The organism is Paenibacillus rhizoplanae, from assembly GCF_042684125.1.
GTDB lineage: Bacteria > Bacillota > Bacilli > Paenibacillales > Paenibacillaceae > Paenibacillus_AQ > Paenibacillus_AQ rhizoplanae.
Genome location: NZ_JBHUKY010000011.1, coordinates 60,055 through 79,344, shown reverse-complemented (window position 1 = coordinate 79,344; position 19,290 = coordinate 60,055). Strand labels below are relative to the sequence as shown.

At 46.1% G+C, this 19,290-nt stretch carries 17 protein-coding genes; 2 read left to right on the top strand and 15 right to left on the bottom strand.

The window, feature by feature from the left end; all coding sequences use genetic code 11:
* Window positions 1-22: 22 nt before the first annotated feature.
* Window positions 23-4,060 carry an S-layer homology domain-containing protein gene (locus ACFSX3_RS03990; protein ID WP_209992006.1) on the bottom strand — a complete coding sequence of 1,346 codons (4,038 nt, stop codon included), beginning with the start codon at window positions 4,058-4,060 and terminating at the stop codon, window positions 23-25.
* Window positions 4,061-4,459: 399 nt separating this feature from the next.
* Between ACFSX3_RS03990 and ACFSX3_RS03985 the strand changes: the two genes are divergently transcribed.
* Together ACFSX3_RS03985 and ACFSX3_RS03980 are read left to right on the top strand one after the other, a co-directional pair.
* Window positions 4,460-5,254 (top strand): helix-turn-helix transcriptional regulator, encoded by a 795-nt coding sequence (locus ACFSX3_RS03985; RefSeq protein WP_209992007.1) that lies wholly within the window; start codon window positions 4,460-4,462, stop codon window positions 5,252-5,254.
* A gap of 90 nt (window positions 5,255-5,344) precedes the next feature.
* Window positions 5,345-5,734 carry a hypothetical protein gene (locus ACFSX3_RS03980; RefSeq protein WP_209992008.1) on the top strand — a complete coding sequence of 130 codons (390 nt, stop codon included), beginning with the start codon at window positions 5,345-5,347 and terminating at the stop codon, window positions 5,732-5,734.
* 99 nt (window positions 5,735-5,833) lie between these two features.
* Here ACFSX3_RS03980 and ACFSX3_RS03975 read toward each other — a convergent pair whose 3' ends face one another.
* From ACFSX3_RS03975 to ACFSX3_RS03910, 14 genes are all read right to left on the bottom strand, one after another.
* A complete protein-coding gene (locus tag ACFSX3_RS03975; RefSeq protein ID WP_209992009.1) occupies window positions 5,834-6,871 on the bottom strand; it encodes a hypothetical protein in 1,038 nt (345 codons plus the stop codon).
* Between the two features lie 45 nt (window positions 6,872-6,916).
* A complete protein-coding gene (locus tag ACFSX3_RS03970) occupies window positions 6,917-7,870 on the bottom strand; it encodes a class I SAM-dependent methyltransferase (RefSeq protein WP_209992010.1) in 954 nt (317 codons plus the stop codon).
* 5 nt (window positions 7,871-7,875) lie between these two features.
* Window positions 7,876-8,724: an FkbM family methyltransferase gene (locus ACFSX3_RS03965; protein WP_209992011.1), complete on the bottom strand. Its 849-nt coding sequence runs from the start codon at window positions 8,722-8,724 to the stop codon at window positions 7,876-7,878.
* A gap of 36 nt (window positions 8,725-8,760) precedes the next feature.
* A complete protein-coding gene (locus tag ACFSX3_RS03960; RefSeq protein ID WP_209992012.1) occupies window positions 8,761-9,573 on the bottom strand; it encodes an ABC transporter permease in 813 nt (270 codons plus the stop codon).
* Window positions 9,574-9,577: 4 nt separating this feature from the next.
* Complete coding sequence (locus ACFSX3_RS03955; RefSeq protein ID WP_379257993.1) at window positions 9,578-10,387, bottom strand: ABC transporter permease; 810 nt, start codon at window positions 10,385-10,387, stop codon at window positions 9,578-9,580.
* On the bottom strand, window positions 10,365-11,369 hold the full coding sequence (locus ACFSX3_RS03950) for an ABC transporter ATP-binding protein (RefSeq protein ID WP_209992014.1): 1,005 nt from the start codon (window positions 11,367-11,369) through the stop codon (window positions 10,365-10,367). The genes ACFSX3_RS03955 and ACFSX3_RS03950 overlap by 23 nt, the downstream gene beginning before the upstream one ends.
* Before the next feature lie 32 nt (window positions 11,370-11,401).
* Window positions 11,402-12,532 carry a radical SAM protein gene (locus tag ACFSX3_RS03945; RefSeq protein ID WP_379257995.1) on the bottom strand — a complete coding sequence of 377 codons (1,131 nt, stop codon included), beginning with the start codon at window positions 12,530-12,532 and terminating at the stop codon, window positions 11,402-11,404.
* A gap of 90 nt (window positions 12,533-12,622) precedes the next feature.
* Complete coding sequence (locus tag ACFSX3_RS03940; RefSeq protein ID WP_209992016.1) at window positions 12,623-13,711, bottom strand: radical SAM protein; 1,089 nt, start codon at window positions 13,709-13,711, stop codon at window positions 12,623-12,625.
* A gap of 27 nt (window positions 13,712-13,738) precedes the next feature.
* Window positions 13,739-14,887, bottom strand: coding sequence for a UDP-glucuronosyltransferase (locus ACFSX3_RS03935; protein ID WP_379312627.1), 1,149 nt, complete (start codon window positions 14,885-14,887; stop codon window positions 13,739-13,741).
* Entirely contained in the window at window positions 14,884-15,135 is a 252-nt protein-coding gene (locus ACFSX3_RS03930) for an acyl carrier protein (RefSeq protein WP_036730883.1), read from the bottom strand. Before ACFSX3_RS03930 ends, ACFSX3_RS03935 begins: the two co-directional genes overlap by 4 nt.
* A 13-nt stretch (window positions 15,136-15,148) precedes the next feature.
* A complete protein-coding gene (locus ACFSX3_RS03925) occupies window positions 15,149-16,078 on the bottom strand; it encodes an NAD-dependent epimerase/dehydratase family protein (RefSeq protein ID WP_209992069.1) in 930 nt (309 codons plus the stop codon).
* A 119-nt stretch (window positions 16,079-16,197) separates the two neighbouring features.
* Window positions 16,198-17,280 carry a hypothetical protein gene (locus ACFSX3_RS03920; protein WP_209992017.1) on the bottom strand — a complete coding sequence of 361 codons (1,083 nt, stop codon included), beginning with the start codon at window positions 17,278-17,280 and terminating at the stop codon, window positions 16,198-16,200.
* A gap of 2 nt (window positions 17,281-17,282) precedes the next feature.
* Window positions 17,283-18,770, bottom strand: coding sequence for a class I adenylate-forming enzyme family protein (locus tag ACFSX3_RS03915; RefSeq protein WP_209992018.1), 1,488 nt, complete (start codon window positions 18,768-18,770; stop codon window positions 17,283-17,285).
* Window positions 18,767-19,006 (bottom strand): phosphopantetheine-binding protein, encoded by a 240-nt coding sequence (locus ACFSX3_RS03910; protein ID WP_209992019.1) that lies wholly within the window; start codon window positions 19,004-19,006, stop codon window positions 18,767-18,769. Before ACFSX3_RS03910 ends, ACFSX3_RS03915 begins: the two co-directional genes overlap by 4 nt.
* Window positions 19,007-19,290 lie beyond the last annotated feature (284 nt).

Sequence of the window (19,290 nt, the reverse complement as noted above, 5' to 3'; positions counted from 1 at the left end):
ATCTTGTTCCTACAAGAAGCTTTTACTTATTATACAATCTGTAAAGGAATACCGCCGCTTCTGCTCTGGTGGTATTGCCGGCCGGATTGATCTTGTTACCGCCGCCTTGGATAAGCCCTTCCTTCACCATGGCGGCTACGCTGCCCATCGCATAGGAAGCCACCTTGGACTTATCAGAGAATTTCTCAAGATCCGCAGCCGTACCCTGGGTATTCAGCTTTTTCTCCAGCTTCAAAGCCCGTTCGGTCAACACCATCATGTCCTGTCTGGTGATCTTCTGATCGCTGCCGAAGCTGCCGTTGTTCTGGCCATTCGTAATCCCAAGCGCCTTCGCAATGGCAAGTTCATTATAGTAGTAAGCATTCTTCTGTACATCGCTGAAATTGCCATCTGCCTTCGCAGTCAAGCCAAGTGCTCTAACCAGGGAGTACAGGAAATCTGCTCTGGTGATATCCGTTGAAGGATGGAATTCACCGCCCTCAGTCTTGAGAACATCCTTGGATGCAAGGACTTCGACCGCATTCTTGGCCCATGCTGCCTTTCCGAGATCTGTGAATGTCTTGGATACATAAGCTACTGCGAAATCGCCGAGATGAGTAGTTGTGAAGGTTACCATACCAGTCTTGGAAGCATAACGTCCGCTTGGTACAGTCATCACCTTCCCGCTTTCATCCATGTACCGGATAACTATCATTTCAGGATTCTTCAATTCATCCGCAGACGGCTGGTAAGGCACGGATACGGTTACAGGTGCACCGGGATTGCTCCAGGCTGTTTCTTTGCCGTCCACTTTAAGGCTAAGCTGAATGATCGGTCTATCGCCTAGAGCCGCCTTCATTTCAGCAGGGAGCCCCGACTTGTCGCCTTTTCCAATCTCCAGCGCTATTTCCTTGCCGCTGCTTTCAGGTGTGCCTGTCAACATATTACCGGAAATGACAACCTGACCGAATTCAGTGGAAATGGTCAGTTTGTTATCCTTTGCTCCGTTTGTCAACGCTGCGGCAGGCAAGCCTACCGAGTATGAATTCACTCCTTGCACGGCAGGGATGTCCAGCGTCACATTTTTCTCGATGAATTCCTTTGCTCGTGCCAGATCTGATACCTTAACTGATGCAGTCGCATTGTTCACAGTCGCCGGAAGGGTTACTTTCTGGCCCTGTACAACTGGGGCTGCAGGTGACGGTGTTGCAGATGCAACAGGTGCAGACGTTGAATAGGTTCCACCAGGTGCAGGCGTTGCAGGCGCTGGTGTTGCTGGTTCAGGTGTTGCAGTTGGTGTTCCAGGTTCCGGAGTGGACGGAGTCTCCGTCTTGTCATTGGTAACTTTCAGGGTGTAAGTCTTGACCCTGCCGTCTGCCCCTGTGACCTCAATCTTTATATTTGTTTTAGTGCCAGGTGTAAGTTCTATAGCTTTAGAAGCTGTACCGCTGGCAACCACCGTATCGTTTACTTTAAGGGTTGACCTGCTGTCTGCCGCCGCCGCTGTCACGGTAATGCTGCTGGCATCCTTCAGGGACACATCATACTCTGTGGTGGCCGCGTTGAACGCTGGCTCTAGTGTGCCTGCACTCAGGGACAAGCTACTGAGGTCAGCGTTCACGCTATTAGGTGTATAGACTCCAAGATCGCCAAGGTCGATGGCATTATTCCCGATGGCCTGAAATTCGCCTGCAAAGTAATCATCCAGATACGAATGTCCCAGAATGAACCGGTCCGGCTTCATAGCGCCATAGTAACCGGCATTCGCATTACTCTGACCGTCAAACAGGACATAGCTTCCCTGCCATCCGGAACCGGTTACGCCCCAGCTGATGATGTGATCGATATACGGGGCGAACTTATTGAACGTTTTGTACAGCAGTGCGTACTGATAACCAAGGGCGTCCGACTGTCTCACATTGAGCACTGCGGGAGCGGTCGCGCCTCCTCCGGGGGCATCGGTAGGCACCTTAAGATCAAGCTCTGAATAGGTAATACCCGACAGCAGACCACGGTCAACGAGTGAGGCATAGAGAGCCATCGCATACTGGTTGTCGCTTGCAAGGGTCTTACCCACCGCGTCATGTCCCTGGATTCCGATGTCTTCGATCAGGGGTCTTCCATCATACAGCGGATCGGAGCGCCATGCGGTATTTAATTCAAGAACCATGTTATATACGGTTCTAGCTTTACTACGGGTGGCAACCCCGTAATCGTTGTAGGTCAGCTTCGGAGGATTGTCAACGATGTAACTGTCAATGCTGCCTTTAGTGTCGTGTCCATCCAGCTTCATGTACTCTGGAAGGTTAGCGTAATTGGCTTTGTAAGCTTCCGCCATCTTGGCATTGGGGGCCGCGATGTGCGCGTTTTTGAAGAGCAGGTAAATGTAATGGTCGGTGATGTCGCCGCCAATCTGATCATCCGACATGGCAGCAAGCCAGTTGGTGTGTTTCAGGCTCGTTCTCCAGCTGTTCGCATCCTGCGGGATGAGTTCGCTATGGCGGCTCTCGTGAACCTCTTCGTTGAGTACATCCCAGGAATTGAAGGGAATGACGCCACGGGCTTCGCTTGAGCCGTACTTCGTATCTGTGGTCAGGAAGTGCCGCATCACATACATCGTATGGTTGAACTGCACTCTTCTCGCCATTTCTTTGTCTACCTTAACCGTGGTTGTAACGCCATTGCCCAGTCCGTAGAAATTGGCAGAGCCGTTATAACCGGAAGGAAGGTTCGCAGGGATCATCTGCGCCATCCAACCGGGGGCCTGGTTATACCATGCCAGAACATGGCCGTGAGACTTGTACTGTCCGGGAGTTCCCGAATCTCGGATCGCCTGATAAGAATTGGTAGGGAAGCTGTATTCCGCTAAGCCAGGGGCAGTGGTTGCACCGTTCATGGCCTCGCCGTTCACGTTCTTCAGCCATTCCGGACCACGGGGGTGCGTGCCCTCGGCCTTCAGATTGTTGCCGTCGACGAAGATCTCATAGTGATTGGCGCGGGTTCCGGTTACGGGCCCGGTGCCGATCGCGCCGACCATGAACAGGCCATTCTCCTTATTGTACAGACTCTTTAGAGGCGCTACGGCACTCTGGTTTTCCTTGTTGACTACGTTCGGAAGCGCAACGCCTTTCGGGTCAGGTGCGGTAATCTCAATGTTGGCGACAAGCAGCATACCGGTCTCTGCCGGACGGGCATTCTCGCCATGAAGCTCCAGAATGAAGTTCGAGGAATTGCCCGCTGAGGCATTAATGCTGTGATGCACCTTCAACCAGGATTCGCCGTTATAGCTGCCCACCCAGTCGGGATTCAGGTTGTTGTACTGGTATTCCCTGAGGTAGCTGTCGAGGTTATCGCTGGTATTTCTGACTCTCCATCTCATGAATTTGCCTTGCGCGCTCTTGGGATAGTAGACATCGAATTCAATCGTTGATCCCGCTGTGACATTAACGGCCGGGGACAACGGCGATTCGAGACTGATGCCGCCGAACGTGCTTTTTCCATTGTGGGCGTAATTTATCTGAAGCACTTCCGCTTTACCCTGGGCATCTGTAAAAGGATACGGGATCGTCTTGAATGAACCACCGGCAAAGTCGGCCGGGACACGGTTATCCAACGGAGTTCTTGCCTTCCAGGCATTCGTAGGCGCGGTAACTTTTACAGAAACCTTACCCGGACCCGGATCAAGACGGAAATAAGGATCAGAACCGTCAGATTTGATATTTGCAGTAAATTTCATTATGGCTTCTTTAAGACTTGCAATAGCTTCTTCGGCAGGAGTGTTCACATTACGTGCGAGCTCAATCGCATCATTCAGAGCTTGGAGCTCGTCAACATGCACCCATGGTAAAGCCTGGTTCACATCGGAACCATAGACCGACCCATAGACCGACTGGCTGACTTGGAGCGGGAACTCCAGATTACCGGTTTTTAGGACTTCGGCTTGCGCAATGAGGCCGTTCAGTTCAACGGACGGTTCCTCTCCAGCCGCAGCCGCCGGGACGGGAGTATACGTGAAGATGGAGAACAACATGATGATAACGAGAAGGCGGGAGATGCTGATTACATATTTTCTACTGTTCATCTAAGTTTGACTCCTTTTCTTATGGAGATTCTTACCCTTGGTTACGCCAAGTTTGGCTTGACAGTCAATCCTGCACCTCCCCTGAACCTAATGGCAGACAATGTTTGAAAACGCATTCACAAAAGCGGATGATTAGCCTGTAATAGCTTTCATATTAACAACAGGAAGAGAAAGTCTAAATACGGGTAATGCACGAATGATTTTAATATATTACGAAAATAGACACACTTCTCAGTTGAGGTTTCCAGGAAAAAGGATATATGTGCTTTATTTCATATAATTCCCCGCGAAGTCTCCTGTATGAAGAAGTTTTCACCACTTATGAGGCAGTTAGGCCTCTCAAGGAGTAAGATAGGGTCAAGAAGGCTTGTGAGACCGATGTATAAGGAGATGCTTACGATGATTCGAACTTTTGAACCTGACAATGTCTTATACAAACTTGTGGACTATATCTGGATCGCAGATTTTAGTTTTCTTGCCGATGGAAATAGAAAAGATATTATTATGCCATTGGGGCATATCAATATTATTTTCAATTATGGGTCTCCATACAGGCTGGTAGGAGAAGAGGAGGGAATGGTATTCCCTGATGTAGCAGTGATTGGTCAAATGAAAAAGGCTAAACATGTTCAATACGGACAACATCTTAATCAGATAGGAATTTCATTAACTCCGCTTGGGTTTATAAAATTGTTTCACGAGCCTGGCCTCGAGTTGACAGAACGAATTGCACCGGTCACTGATGTAGACCCGGATTTGGACGAATTATACCTAATGATGATCTATAAAGATACGGAGCAGCGTATCCAGGCAATAAACCAATTTTTGATGAATAAATTAGCGTCCAATGAAACGAATACTGAATATATAGAGCAAATGCTGACATATGTGGAGCGAGAGTATGAGCGCCTGAATATTGTCAGCATGGCCAAATGTTTTGGTACCTCAGTCAGTTCAATAGAACGGTTGTTCAATAAAAATATCGGCCTGACACCAAAGGTATATGGAGATATTATGAAATTCAGAAAACACGTTGAGGATGAAGAGCTGAGAAGGGATATACAGTATCATTACTACGATCAGTCCCATCTGATAAAAACATCCAAAAAATTCGCTGGTAAAACGATTAAGGAACTGAACAATCTGCCGGATGAATTAACTCTAGCTTACTTATGGCATGACCAGCAGCAATAAGCATCTGAGCATCAGTGCTGATTTTTTACAATACAATTTTTTTCTATCTGTTAGTCTAGAGAGACTACAAGAGGAGAGGAAGAATTAACGATGCAGGATACCATGATTTTTGCAAGTTTGCTGGTGTTTTTTAATGTAACATTACTTACGATACTGGTTCCGGGAGGGCCGATTGAAAATAGAGATTTTTCAAAATTAACAGGGGTTCTATTTTGGGGGTTTAATCTGTTTCTGATCTCACTGGGCATCGTTTCGTTTATCGCGTGTTATCTCCTCCTCGTTTCCCATTCTAATGCCATTCTCGTCACGCAAATTATCGCCGTTTTATATTTTATTGTGTATATTATCGATTTAGCTGGTATATTTCCTAAATCACCGACCAAAATGTCTAAGCCACTTATGCTACTCGAAGTAATTAACACATCTATGGCTGTATTCCTATTCCTCTTTGTGACGGCGATTGGACATGTGGGTTCATGAGCATGAGGGCATATCTTCTTAACAAAGTACCAAGGCTCTAAAAGTCTTGGTACTTTGTTGATCTTGTGATTTTACCTGACTCCTATTGTTGGTTCAGCTTTACAAGCTTGCAGCCTTTAACATTAAATAAAATTGCTGATGAAAATGCACTTCATTCGTATATATTTTTGTGAATAAACCCATACACTTATCTATGATTTCCCCAGTGAACGTTTGGGACACGATGGCTTTATTCGAATAGAACCTTACCGTCTTCCAGTCATGAATAATTTGGTCCAGTAACGGGTCAAGCGTATCTTTGGCATTGATATGATCAAGGCTGTACTTATAGAGCGTATTTAACCTGTATTTCTCAGAACATTTTCTATAAATAGTACTGCTTAGTGTTTCTATAATCGTTTCATTGGTTAGAACGAGCTCGAAATTTTCTGCCAACAACAGTATATTATTCAAGCTTTCCGTGATTTCATTTTGATACCTGAACATATTTTCTACAAATTTATTGATGTTGGTGTGTGCTGACTTCTTATGGTTCAAGATCTCATGATCACCGGGGGACACTAGTGCATATTCCCAAAAGTAATTTGGCATCTTAACGTGTTCCGATGTCAGGCATGAACATTTAAATTCTGAAAATGGCAGAGAATATTGTCTGTATTCTGTAATATCATCAACCGTATATATTTCCCCGTTCGATAGATTAAAGCCATAGACAAAAACAGGATGCAGTCCATGTTTTTTGTTATAGTAAAAGTCTCTCCCGCGTTGATAAAACAAATCAATAAAAATGGAAATCGGATGACCACTAGAGATAGAGTTCATGATCTCATCTTGTAAAGAATCTATTGCAGGAGATTTTTTGCGGATAGAGATGCCCATTTCCTCAAGGATCTGATCTCCATCCCCGAGCTCCAACACTTCTAACTTGAAATATCCTCTTGTGTTTATTTTTTGTTTATCAAACCTATAAATACTAATGACATTATTCAGAATTGGCAGCTCATCTTTTTCGAAATAATTGGCAAGTGTTAAAAACAAATTGTAGTCGCAACTAAAATAAGGAAAATTATGACGAGGAAACATTTTGATCATGCCGTCGAAGGGTTGAAAGGTATCCAGGGAAATAATTTCATCCATAAAATATTTCTCCTATACTAAATTATTGTCGATCTTAAAGCTATGTCACCTCTTAATAAGGTTCATCATACGGTATTGCTGCGTCCCAGCCTTCATCTCTTCATATTTCTTCGAGCCGGGCAATGCGATGAAATCACTGATATCTCCATTATTCATGCTCGCATTGGCATTATTCGCAATTCCTTGTGGGCCAGTACGTTGCTTTGCATTCTCATCACATGATAGAAGGACATTCGAAGTCACATCCTGATTGCGGATTACAGACAGACCTGCTTCCTCTAACAGCCTCACATTCTTCGCTACCTGATCTTCCAGCATCAGCTCCGTATACAGAAATACACCGCCAACTCTCATTATCCGGTACACTTCTTCATAGAAGCGTGATCGGTTCGGATAGGCTTGCGCGGATTCCATATTCAATACAATATCGAAGCTCTCGTCTGCAAACGGTATATTCTCCGCATCGCCGACGAGATAGAAAGCTTCAACCCCTCGGGATTTGACACTGCAATACGCAATATTCGCCGGGCAGATGTCGAGACCGACAATAGACAGAGGCTTGAAATATTTATACAAAGCTGCTATGTTACCTCCCCTGCCGCATCCGATGTCGATAACCTGCCGCTCCCGAATCGCCGTCCTGCCCACCGTCTCGAGCAGCAGCTTGACTGAATTTCTATTCCATACATCGTCGGGCTCGATCACCGCATGTTGCTCATTCCCTTGCGGGACGTAACCATAGTTTAAGAAGGTTGCGAATCGGCCTATGCCGGAAAGCGCAAAGGAATTCGATATCTCGCTATAATCTCGAATTTCGCCCTCTTTACGCTTCCAATCAGACGGGTGGACAACCTCCTCACGCCGGTCGAGCATCGATACATAACGATCATCGATCGTATATACCGCATCGCAGTTGCAGCATTGCAGCAACGCCTCCGACTGGACCAGCATACCCTTGCAGCTGGAGCATACCAACCTTGCATGCAGATGTTGTAGCATGACTATCACCCAGCCTGTATATGCATTTGATTCAACGCATACACGTTAAAGTAATTTGGGATATTCAAGTCTTCATAGTAATCGATCGAGACCTTGAAGCCGTTAGTGCGGAAGATGTTTTCGAGCCTGCTGATCTGTTCTCCGTCCAGTCCGTGCACCTCCATTACAATTTGCCTGATTTTGCCCCAATCCTCCGGAAGGATGCCCTCCAGCACCTCAAATTCACTTTTTTCCACGTCAATTTTGAGCAAATCAATGGGGTTCAGATCGTAATAGCGGATCATTTCGGAGATCGTAGTTAGCTTGCAGCGATGGATTTGTTCATTCAGGAGCTTCGGGGACATAAGTTGATCGACAAACCGGTTTAGCATGCGCGGATCAGCGAAATGATCCCGGTAATGGTTGATTAACCCGTACCGGAGATCCTGATCGTGGTTCTCCCGGTATTTGATCTGGACAGAATCCGTGGACATCGTGGGGAAATAGGCAAACTCCGCTTCCTTGATCTCATTGGATAGCCCGACGTTAACCGTTGTTACGCGAGGCAGCGAGCTCGTATTCATCTTCAAGAGCTTAAATGTCGGAGGCAGTGGCTCAAAGGCATACACCCTGCAGTTGCTCTTGCTGCTTACATATAGGGTGAACATGCCGATATTAGCCCCGACGTCCATGACCGTTCCATCATCCGGGAGCGTAATCCCGTGCTTGAAATACATCTCCTTGTGGAAAATCTCGTTGTAGAGGAACTCGGTCTCGCCTTCGTTGTTTTGATAGATTTCGATCCCGTTGTGCAGCCGCTTCTTTACGGTGGCCTCTGTCTGCGGCGAAAAGCTCTTGCGCTCCATCCTGCTCATCCGCTTCACCCTCTTAACAATTTTTTTAGCTTTTCTCTAACTGCTGGCGCTCTCATAGTGTTTGACGGCCAGCTTCCAGAACAGCCTGACCACTGTAAGCGATAATACAGGAGCTACAAAAATCCATATCCCAAGAAACATGTCCAACCGGTCGATCAAATAAACCGACGGCATGTTGGTGATAAACAAGATAGGCACGACATACAGTCCTATTCTCCGCAGCCATTTGGGGTATATGTACATCGGCATATTGTTCAAATCCCAACATTTGTCCAATATGTCGAAGATCGAACCGGACTTCACCGTCCAGAAGGCAAGAATCTGCGGAAGCAGAAGCACCGAGTAGGTCACGATCGTGCTACTCAAGATCACGCCGATATATCCGGCCAAGTGGATAAAGCTTGGCTCGATGCCAAGACGCCGCCAGGCCAATACGATCATCGTGATCCCGGCGATCAGGTTCGGGATCGGAAACGCGTAGTTCACGTGCCGGAATGAAATCATGAACTGCAGCGATAGCGGCTTGGTCATATACAAGTCCAGCGTCCCGTTGCGGATATGGCCGGCAAATCTATAAAAGTTATCCATAAACAGTCCTGTATAGATTGCGATCATAATCGTATAGGTCCCGGTGAAGATCATCATCTGGTCAGGAGAAATTCCATTAATTTCGATCCCTAGCTGGTAAACGAAGATGATATAGATCAGCTTGGACAACAGAAATACGGTCTCCATGATCAAACCGGAGTAGAAATTCGCTTTGTATTCCATGTAACCGACCAAGCTGTTCTTCGCAAAAATAAAAAACATACGTACATGCTTCCGAATCTCCGACAAGCTGATACTCACAGATCTAACCTCCAACGGCTACATATTTCTTCATCCCGGAATCCCAAGACAACTTGGAAATGATCATAAGCACAATGACCCAAACCGCCTGTACGAGGAGCCCGGGCACGATTTCATGAATCGTCAAGCTCCCATTGATGATCTTAACCGGGAAGTATACGACATATTGAAACGGTAAATAGCTGGAAATCCTGGCAAACGTATCTCCGAAAATATTAAGCGGAAAGATGGCGCCGCTGAGCAGATAGACGCCTTGGTTGAACGCGATAAAAACGCCCCAAACCTCAGTAATAATGAACGCGAGCGCACTAATCGAATAAAAAAGCAGGAAGTTGATGAGCAGCCCGAACAGAATGCTGACCAGGAACAAAACGATCTGCCCCGCTCTAAGCTGAAACTCCCAAATCTGAGTAAACACGATCATCAGGATGACGAATAAGACAAGGACGACCGCGGTCTGAACCGTTTTCCCGCCGAAAAAATTGCATATCCGATAGCTGAAATAATGAATAGGCTGAGCGATAAATTTGCTCAGTCCACCCGTCTTGATATCACTCGCGATCTCCCCTTCGAAGCCGGCAGAAACCAGCTTGGAGACGACGCCGGACAACACGGAATAAATGATGATCTGCGAATAAGTATAGCCGTTAATAATCTCCTGCGGTGAACTGCGAAACACGGCTGTCCAGAGGAAGCATTGGACGAGTATGATGAAGCCGCCGCTGATAATACTCATCAGGAAATCGGTCCGGTATTCCATCTCATTCTGAAGCGCAAGAATGTACGTTCTTTTATACTTCTGCAAGGCTTTCATGTCTGACCCCATCTTTCTGATATAAGCTTTCGATGCCTCGCTCGACAGGTATATCTTCAACTGTGAAATCAAGGATCGGGAACCGGTCCAGCATCATCTTGGAGAGCCGCTGAAGGTCATGCTTATCAATCTCCATGACGGCATTCAGGCCGTCATGTTGAGTAATAACGCCATAGTCGCTCAGCGCTTGCCTCGGTACTTCGTCCGTAAATTGCAGCTTGATGATCTTTTTGGCATGGAACAGCTCGTTCACACGCCGGAGATCGCCGTCGTATACGATCTTCCCTTGATTGATGATGATCGTTCGTTTGCATAGATCCTCAATATCCGCCATGTAGTGGCTGGTCAGAATGACCGTTGCCTTCGTCTGCTGGTTATAATACTTCAGGAACTCCCGAATGCGCTTCTGCGAAATCAGATCAAGTCCGATTGTAGGCTCATCCAGGAATATCACCTTGGGCCGGTGGATGAGCGACGCAATAAGCTCCATCTTCATCCGTTCCCCCAGCGAAAGCCTCCGCACCTGAATGTTGAGCAGGTCCTTTACGTCAAGAATCTCCGTAAGCTCATCCAGGACAAGGTTGTAGGGCTTATCCTCGACCTCATAGATGCATTTGTTCAGGTACAACGATTCGTTCGCCGGTAGATCCCACCACAACTGCGATTTCTGCCCCATCACGATCGAGAACTGCATCTTGAATTCTTTTTTTCGCTCCCAAGGGACATAGCCTAATACCGTCGCCTGCCCGCTTGTCGGATACAAGATCCCGGACAGCATCTTAAGCGTAGTCGTTTTGCCGGAACCGTTCGGGCCTAAGAATCCGACCATCTCACCTTGCTCGATGACAAGTGATATTTCGCTAACCGCTTCTTTGATCAAAGATTTCCGTTTCACTAAATTTTTGAGCGATTTTTTGAGCCCCAATTCTTTTTCGTAGTATTTGAAGCTTTTGGATAAGCGTTCCACTTGGATAATGCTCACTGGTGCACCTCATTTATGTTCATTTAGAATCGTTAAACACCGTGCAAATGCAAGACACTGCACTTGGAACATGCCGGCGTCAGTCGTTCGTCCATCATTTCCCTTATTCTTCTGTAGGTCATGCTATGCCATAATTCCTGTACAGACGTTTCATGTAATTTGCCGATCTCGAACTCCTTGAAGAATTTGCACGCGATAATTGTTCCATCGGGCGTAATATCCATTCGGTTCGAGAGCGCCAGGCACTTCTTGTTCATCGTACCTTTACCCTTCACCTCTTTGCCGAGCACGAAATCTTCGATCTGGTCTTGATCCAGATTCGGCTGGTAGCGCAAACGCATTTTCCAGACCCGATGATTCACCCGGTCCAACTCGCTCATGAGAGCAGGAATACGCTCCGGATCGAGCTTATAGTTGAAAGCGTGCCAGCTTCGTTCACCCTTGTGTTCGCTCGCCGGAAGGAAGTGGAACTTCTGGTCGAAGTAATCGTCCATTCCCTGCGAGCATTCATCCGAGATGTACCACGGGAAGCAGACGATGACCAGATCTACGCCGACGCCCTCCAGAAAGTCCAGCAGATCGTACAGCTTGTCGGTCATGCCATCGTTAACAACGGTATGGATCGAAATTTTGCCTTTGAACCGGTTCTCCTTGCGCAGCTCGACAAGCATCCGGATAGCATCTATCGCCTTGTTGAATACTCCTTTGCCGCGAAGCGCATCATTCTCTTCTTCGAATCCGTCAAGCGCTATGAGCAGCTCCAGGTTATCGGAGATTCTCTGCAAGGCGTCCAGCTTTCGCTCGATCAGCACCGCATTCGTGCAGATCGTTGTCTCACGAGGATGGGCTTCAAGCAAATCGGCCAACCGGTCGAAATGGCTGTATACAAGCGGCTCACCGCCCCAGATATAGAGTCTCGACTTGGCGGGTTCCGTCTCAAGGATCAGCTTCTCCAGCAGCCCGTAGTCGAGCTGTTCCCGCTGCTGCTCCGGTGTCATGAAGTGATGGTAGCCGGTGTCGTTCCATTGATAGCAATGCTTGCAGCGCAAGTTGCATTGGTTCGTCAGTTTAATCCCGACCGACTCTGGCAACGGTGTCGCGTAACCCGCTATTTTCTCAATGTTCCGCTTGGTTTCCATCGTATTCCTGATAGTACGTTTCAAAATTTGCAAATCCTTTGCGGAATGTTTAATCTCAGATTTCGGATTCATATCAACACACCCTTCTTAAACGTAATAGGTCATTCACATGAATCAGTAGATATAATACCTTGAACAAGCCGTACAAATCGGCAGCATATTTTTTTTCATATACGCGCGATACTCTTTGTACTTGTCACTGCGCCAGATATCCACCAAATTCTCTTCATTTACGTTGCCGAAGGTCAAATCATAGAAGGCATGGCAGGGCGAAACGTCGCCCCTTGCCGTAATCTCAGCATACGTCCATGGAAGAGAGCACTGTCTTCGCTTATCCGCCATCTGCTGGAATTGCCCCGAGAAGTAGTTGTGCAAATTCAGTTCATCTGTAGTCTTCGGATAAGTGATCACATGAATACGGTTTTTCAAGCAATACGCTTTAACATTATTGAGCTGTCTCGTCAATTCGGGAATATCGATCTGGCTGAACGAACTGATGTCCTGCCAGACCATCCCCTTGGCATACGGAGCTTCATGCACATCGAATTCCTCTCTAAGAACATCCACATATTGGGCATACTGCTCTTCCGTGGCATAGAGCTGCACTTCCATACTGATATGGTCCAGCATCGACAAGTCGATATGCTTAAAGAAAAATTCCTCGATGTACATATAGTTCAAGGGCGTAATGATAAAGGATACACCCATCTTCGGAAATTGCTTGCCTTTGCTTTGCCGGAGCTCATAGAGCTTCTCGATCCCCTTAATCACTTTCTTGAATACGCCCTTGCCCCTCTGCCTGTCGTTGATTTCCTCAGGGCCGTCGAGTGACACCCAGATCTTATTGGGCGCAGTCTCGACAAGCATCTCGGCATGCTTCTCAAGCAATGTGCCGTTCGTAGGGAAGTCCGCTATGCTCCCATAATGATTGATCATGGCGAGAATGTCGCTCAGCCAAGGGTACATCAGCGGCTCGCCGCCGAAGAAATCGTAATACGGCTTGCCGGGGCTGCACTCCACGATAATCTTTTTGATCAGATCCGGGTCCAGCTGCGATAATGTTTTTTTGCTTTTGTAGGGCCCTTCGAGTCCCCACTCATAGCACATCTTGCATCGCAGATTGCATTCCTCCAGCAGTTGCAAGACGATCCATCTTGGATAGCTTATCGTATCCTGGGCAACGCTCAATTTATTTACGCTCATAGCATAACCCCTTCTGCCACTGAAATCTTACCTCTTCGTTAACGCGACTCTCGAACAATAATGATCCACATAATTCGTCCGTTCTCCGGGCCTGTTCCTGATCGCCTGATGCATCTCCTTAAGGACATCTACGGAAAAATCCATCTCCCGCCACTTCTCGTAGCGTATTCCGAACCCAAGCGACTCCCACAATTCCAGATTACTAAGCTCATGACTACCGAACGGCTCCAGCAGAATAAGAGGGGTTTCGGATGCAAGCGAGTCGATCAATGTGCCCGCTCCCGGCTTGGCCACGATAGCCATCGCCTCCGAAGCGACATCAAATAACCAATGATGATCAGCCTTAGCGGCGTATGATTTCGTATCTTCTCCCGCTATTTCAATGTACGGCGGGAACTCGTGCAGGCCGCTTCCGCTCTTCACCCATGAACACCAATCCGGATCGTTCATCCAATACCGGTGATCGGGATCGGGCTTCGCTTCCTTCCAGTCGTAAGCTACGATATCAAGCCCATAGTTATGGCTGGAAAGCTCCGGAACTTTACTTTGATAAGTGCCCATCCCCCAGCCACCGCCATGAACAACAAGCCGCCGCTTCCTTGATTCGAAGGGGATTGGCGTACCCAGAGGAACCGGGATTTCGCATCGAATCTCCATCTTATCGGTGTCATAGAGACAAGCATTGTAATAATGCTCATCATACCGGGGATGAAACTTCTTCAAGCTCTTCCAAGACGGGGCCAGATCTGAATCGACGTAGAGCAGGTCTACATGAATTGGATTCGGCAGCATCTTCTCCCTATACAAATCCAGAATATAGCCCCAGTGTCCGGATAGTGATATGAATTCGTACCGTCCTTCCGCTTTCCACGCCTCCAGCAATAGCTCTACCTGGGCATAATCAAGGCTGCTCCGAATATCCATCGGCATTCGAGCCGAAAAATTGGCAAGTGCGAAATTATTGTGGTAAGCCTTCCTGCTGTCTGCAATATGATCCCTTTTGTCTTGCTCCAAATAGCTTTCGAACACGAGCACTTCCGTCGCGATATCCCTTTTCTTGAAACCGCTTGCAGCTAATAGGCCGGGAATATAGAAACCCAGACCGAAACCCGAGCATAGAATCGTTACTTTCCGCTTATCCATAAGCTCCCGGACGCCCTTGTGTCTATCGTTCATACAGATGCCGTCTTCTGCAGCTCCGAGATATAATTGCAGAAGGTTGTAACCGACTCTAAAAAATCGAAGTCGAATTGTTCAAAATCGATTTCAATATCGAAACGCTCTTCCACCTTTAATAAGAAAGTAATTAGCTGTAACGAGTCTAGTCCCCCGTCTTCCATGATGCTGGAATGCTCGTTCAAGCGGTTTGCCAGCTGGGCGTCGTCCTTGATTTCGCTTATCATCGCTATGATCTGTTCTTGCATAGGTACCTCCCGTTTAATGGATATATTGACCTTGGTAATAATGGATCGTTCTAGCGAGTGCATCATGCAAACCGATCGCCGGTTCCCAGTCCATAATCGTCCTTGATATGGTAATATCCGGCTTCCTTCTCCTAGGATCGTCTTCCGGCAGCGGGAGAAACTCGATCTGCGCGCTCGACTTCATGAGCTCCTTCAAGACTTGGGCGACTTCAAGTATGGTGACTTCCTGCGGATTCCCCAAATTGACTGGCTGTTCATACGTGGTGCCCAGCAGTCTTATAATCCCTTCCAGCAAATCGTCGATATACTGAAAGCTTCTCGTCTGTCTGCCGTCGCCATAAATCGTAAGGTTGCGCTTGGACATGATTTGATTAATGAAATTGGTAATGACACGTCCGTCATATAAATCCATCCTCGGGCCGAATGTATTGAAGATTCGAATGACTCTTACCGGTATGCCGTATTTCCTGTTCATCCAGTAGGTGATCGCCTCTGCATACCGCTTCGATTCGTTGTAGCAGCTTCTTGCTCCAATCGAATTCACGTTGCCATAATAGCTCTCCGGCTGAGGGTGAACGGTTGGGTCACCGTAGATCTCGCTTGTTGAAGCCAGGAAAAAAGCGGCCTGCTTTTCTTTGGCCAGCTGCAGCAGATGCATCGTCCCTTCGCTGTTGACCCTCATCGTTTCGATCGGATAGGACAAATATTTGGGCGGGCTGGCAGGACTTGCGAAATGCATCACCCAATCGACCGGGCCTTCAACGGCGAGCGGATGAATGACGTCATGCTCGATAAACTTGAAATTTGGCGACCGTAAGAGATTGTCCATGTTGACAGTGGACCCGGTCAGAAAATTATCGACCCCGATAACGGTATGTCCTTCCCGCAGCAGCCTCTCGGCAAGGTTGGAACCGATGAAGCCTGCGACTCCTGTTAATACAATGAAAATAAAGATCCCCCCATTGCCTAAGGTTTGTCAAACAAGCAGGAACTGTGTGAGCTTATTCAATACGCTGTATAACAAAGCATATAATCCCAGCATCACTCCCTCCATATATATACCTAGAAGACCACCGGCTTCGGGATGCCTACCTTTTCAAGCCATCGTTCAAGGAAGATTGATTCTTCATTTTCTATATTCGTTATCAGCCTATATAAGCTTTCTGAAATACTCATATCCCTTGTCAAATTATATTTAAACGCTACATTCACAAGGATCTTCGCCTTAACTTCAATGGCTGTGAATTCATCAATATGCTCTTGATTTAAGTTAATAAGATGCCGGTTATCGTACAAATACTTGAGTCTCAGCGTCATTATCTTCTTATGATCATAAAGTAAATGAAAGGGTCTTATATCAAGCTTAGACTTATTTTCTGAGGTCTCTTTCACATAATTAAATAGAGTTGTGTATATTTGCATGCCAAAGTCAAGATTATCCCTGTCGCCGCCATAGTTGAACATCTCCCAATATTCCGGCGTTCTCTTAGTGAAATAATTTCTTATAGAATTCACTAGGGTATCTGCACTGAAATTATCCTGATTTTGTTCGTTGAATTTATACAGATACACCATTTCTCTAAGATAATCATGATTGGTTGTTAGATGATTAGTGTTGAACGCAAGATTGAAATCGGCAAATGATATCTCAGCTTGACTATAAACGCCGTTCTTAAAGAAATCGGAAACATACAATATCTCTCTATTTAAGTCATAGCCGTAAACAAATATGTCATGATGCAAATGGAGTCTATGATATCGATCGCTTAGGGGCACGTTGAAATAATTCACCATGGTGTGGATATAATGATTAGCATTAATATTTTCTATAATAAAATGAATAACAGAGTCCCATTTAGTTGTTACAGTGTCCCTATGTATCTTCTGAGTAGTAATCCATTTGCATGCATCTGAAGGCCGCAGCTCATAAGTCAGAGGGAAATAAAAATCTCCCCAATTATGTTTATAATCCTTGTTAATAAATAATTGAATATAATTGCTGAATATCCATGGGTGTGCGCACTCGTAATGGGTAAGTATGGACAAGAGATGCGCATGCTGCGTATAGGTTGTAATCATCGGATAACTTACCGGCAATATTCCGCTGCCCAAGGTTTGAGTTGTATTCTTCAACTTTTCGTTCACCCCTACTCCTTTAGCAATAAGTGCTTCGTACTTGCCCTGTCCAGTTTTCCTGTTTTTGTTTTTGGAATTTCATTGATAATCCTCCATTGCCTAGGCACCTTATACGAGGACAAATGCAAGTTGCAATGTTTGGTCAGCGCATCTATATCAACCAGACATTCTTCACTAACTTTCAGAAAGGCGATGGGTACTTCGCCTAATAGATCATCGGGCACACCAACAACCATGACTTCCTCCACTTCTTTCACGCCATATAAAAACTCCTCAATTTCTTCCGGATAGATATTGATACCGCCGGATATAATGATATTCTTCTTTCTGCCTGTAATGATGAGACACCCTGATTCATTCCAATATCCCAGATCTCCTGTCTTTAACCAACCATCAACAATGGTAACGTTCGTTAACTCCGGGTTGTTGTAATAACCGAGCATCACATTTGGGCCCTTGACCCAAATTTCTCCGGCAGCAGCTCCTTCAACCTCATTCTCATCTTCGTCAACAAGCCGAATAGAAACGTCACTGATGGGTGAACCACAGGATAAGCAGCGGTCTCCCCGGTCCATCATACTCACCCGCGGAGAAGCTTCTGTCAATCCGTAGGTTTGAATAATGTCCGCTTGGGGAAATACAGTCTGAAGCTGGTCTACTAATTTCGCGGGAATCGGCGCACCGCTTATAACAATAAATTCAATGGAATCAAAGGCACTCCAGTTGGTTGTTTGATGATAATCGGAAATAAAGTGCATCAATTGCGTAGGAACCGCTGAGAATGCCGTGACCGCCTTATCCTGAAACAGTCTAAACGCTGTGCGCGGCAGCAAGGGCAAGCTGATAAGCCTAATTCGGGTTCCAAATAGCATACAAGAAATCAATTGGGTGACAATCGTAGAACTGAAATGAACGGGCATCGTTACAAGAAACGAATCTTGATCCGTATACCCAACCTTTTCGCCATGTGCCAACGCATTCGTTAATACATTCTCATGGGATAACATAACGATTTTAGATGGTCCGGTTGTGCCCGATGTAGGAAGGAGAATAGCACATGAATTGGGATCGGACGGATTCGTGAGCGAGATCGATTCAAACGAAGGCACCGGTTCTTGCGAGAAATCCTGAGCGGTAACCCAATGAATATCACAATTTAACCGTGCAGGCTGTGCATATTTGCTGATAACCAGCTTGGCGTCACTGGATTGTAAAATATTTCCAATCTCAGTTAGGGATGCCGAGTAAGGAACCGGTATTAGTACATGACCGCTGAACTGAATGCCAAGCGAAGCAGTAATGAACAAGGGCTCATTATTTGTGTATACCGCTATATGGCTACCGGCCTCAAGCTCAAAGTTCTTTTGGATATATAGAGCAATTAAGTATGCTTCTGTCATCACTTCCGCATAAGTCCACTGCTGCTTTAGATCTTGAAGGATAATATGATCCTTGCGATCACAAGCCTCCATGAATAAACGTTGAATGATAGTCATCATATCGTTTTCTCGGTCAAATAATTAAGGATTAATCCCGCCGTGGAGAACTTCTCAAACAATAGATCCTCATCAGGGATCGAGATATTAAACTTCGATTCCATTGAAACAATAAGCTTGATGAAGCCCGCCGAATCGATCCCTTGATCCAACAAAGGGGTATCGTGGTCATCTGGATACTGGATGTCAAGCTCAGCAAAAATCTCATCTCTCAAAATAAATTCAATTGATTTAGACATCCTGTTTCCTCCGTTAGATAATCTTTAGAAAGGCTGATTAGAGAGGATAGCATACATGGTGATATTCAGTAATGAATAGGTGAAAGTGAGTGTGAAGGAGAATAATCTCAAAACGATGGACAATGTGGAATATGACTCGATGCAGAATGAAAAGCAGAAAAAAGCATTTTCCCAAGCGATAAAGCCCTGCTGAAAATGCTCTACTTCACTACGGTGAATGACACCCGTAAATGGATATGTTTAGTATAAATTGCAAATATACCAATTGTCAACGATTTTAAAAT

What these genes read in the sequence shown, in the direction of transcription:
- ACFSX3_RS03990 (WP_209992006.1), bottom strand. Translation starts at nt 4,060, where the DNA reads ATGAACAGTAGAAAATATGTAATCAGCATCTCCCGCCTTCTCGTTATC.
- ACFSX3_RS03985 (WP_209992007.1), top strand. Translation starts at nt 4,460, where the DNA reads ATGATTCGAACTTTTGAACCTGACAATGTCTTATACAAACTTGTGGAC.
- ACFSX3_RS03980 (WP_209992008.1), top strand. Translation starts at nt 5,345, where the DNA reads ATGCAGGATACCATGATTTTTGCAAGTTTGCTGGTGTTTTTTAATGTA.
- ACFSX3_RS03975 (WP_209992009.1), bottom strand. Translation starts at nt 6,871, where the DNA reads ATGGATGAAATTATTTCCCTGGATACCTTTCAACCCTTCGACGGCATG.
- ACFSX3_RS03970 (WP_209992010.1), bottom strand. Translation starts at nt 7,870, where the DNA reads ATGCTACAACATCTGCATGCAAGGTTGGTATGCTCCAGCTGCAAGGGT.
- ACFSX3_RS03965 (WP_209992011.1), bottom strand. Translation starts at nt 8,724, where the DNA reads ATGAGCAGGATGGAGCGCAAGAGCTTTTCGCCGCAGACAGAGGCCACC.
- ACFSX3_RS03955 (WP_379257993.1), bottom strand. Translation starts at nt 10,387, where the DNA reads ATGAAAGCCTTGCAGAAGTATAAAAGAACGTACATTCTTGCGCTTCAG.
- ACFSX3_RS03940 (WP_209992016.1), bottom strand. Translation starts at nt 13,711, where the DNA reads ATGAGCGTAAATAAATTGAGCGTTGCCCAGGATACGATAAGCTATCCA.
- ACFSX3_RS03935 (WP_379312627.1), bottom strand. Translation starts at nt 14,887, where the DNA reads ATGAACGATAGACACAAGGGCGTCCGGGAGCTTATGGATAAGCGGAAA.
- ACFSX3_RS03930 (WP_036730883.1), bottom strand. Translation starts at nt 15,135, where the DNA reads ATGCAAGAACAGATCATAGCGATGATAAGCGAAATCAAGGACGACGCC.
- ACFSX3_RS03915 (WP_209992018.1), bottom strand. Translation starts at nt 18,770, where the DNA reads ATGATGACTATCATTCAACGTTTATTCATGGAGGCTTGTGATCGCAAG.
- ACFSX3_RS03910 (WP_209992019.1), bottom strand. Translation starts at nt 19,006, where the DNA reads ATGTCTAAATCAATTGAATTTATTTTGAGAGATGAGATTTTTGCTGAG.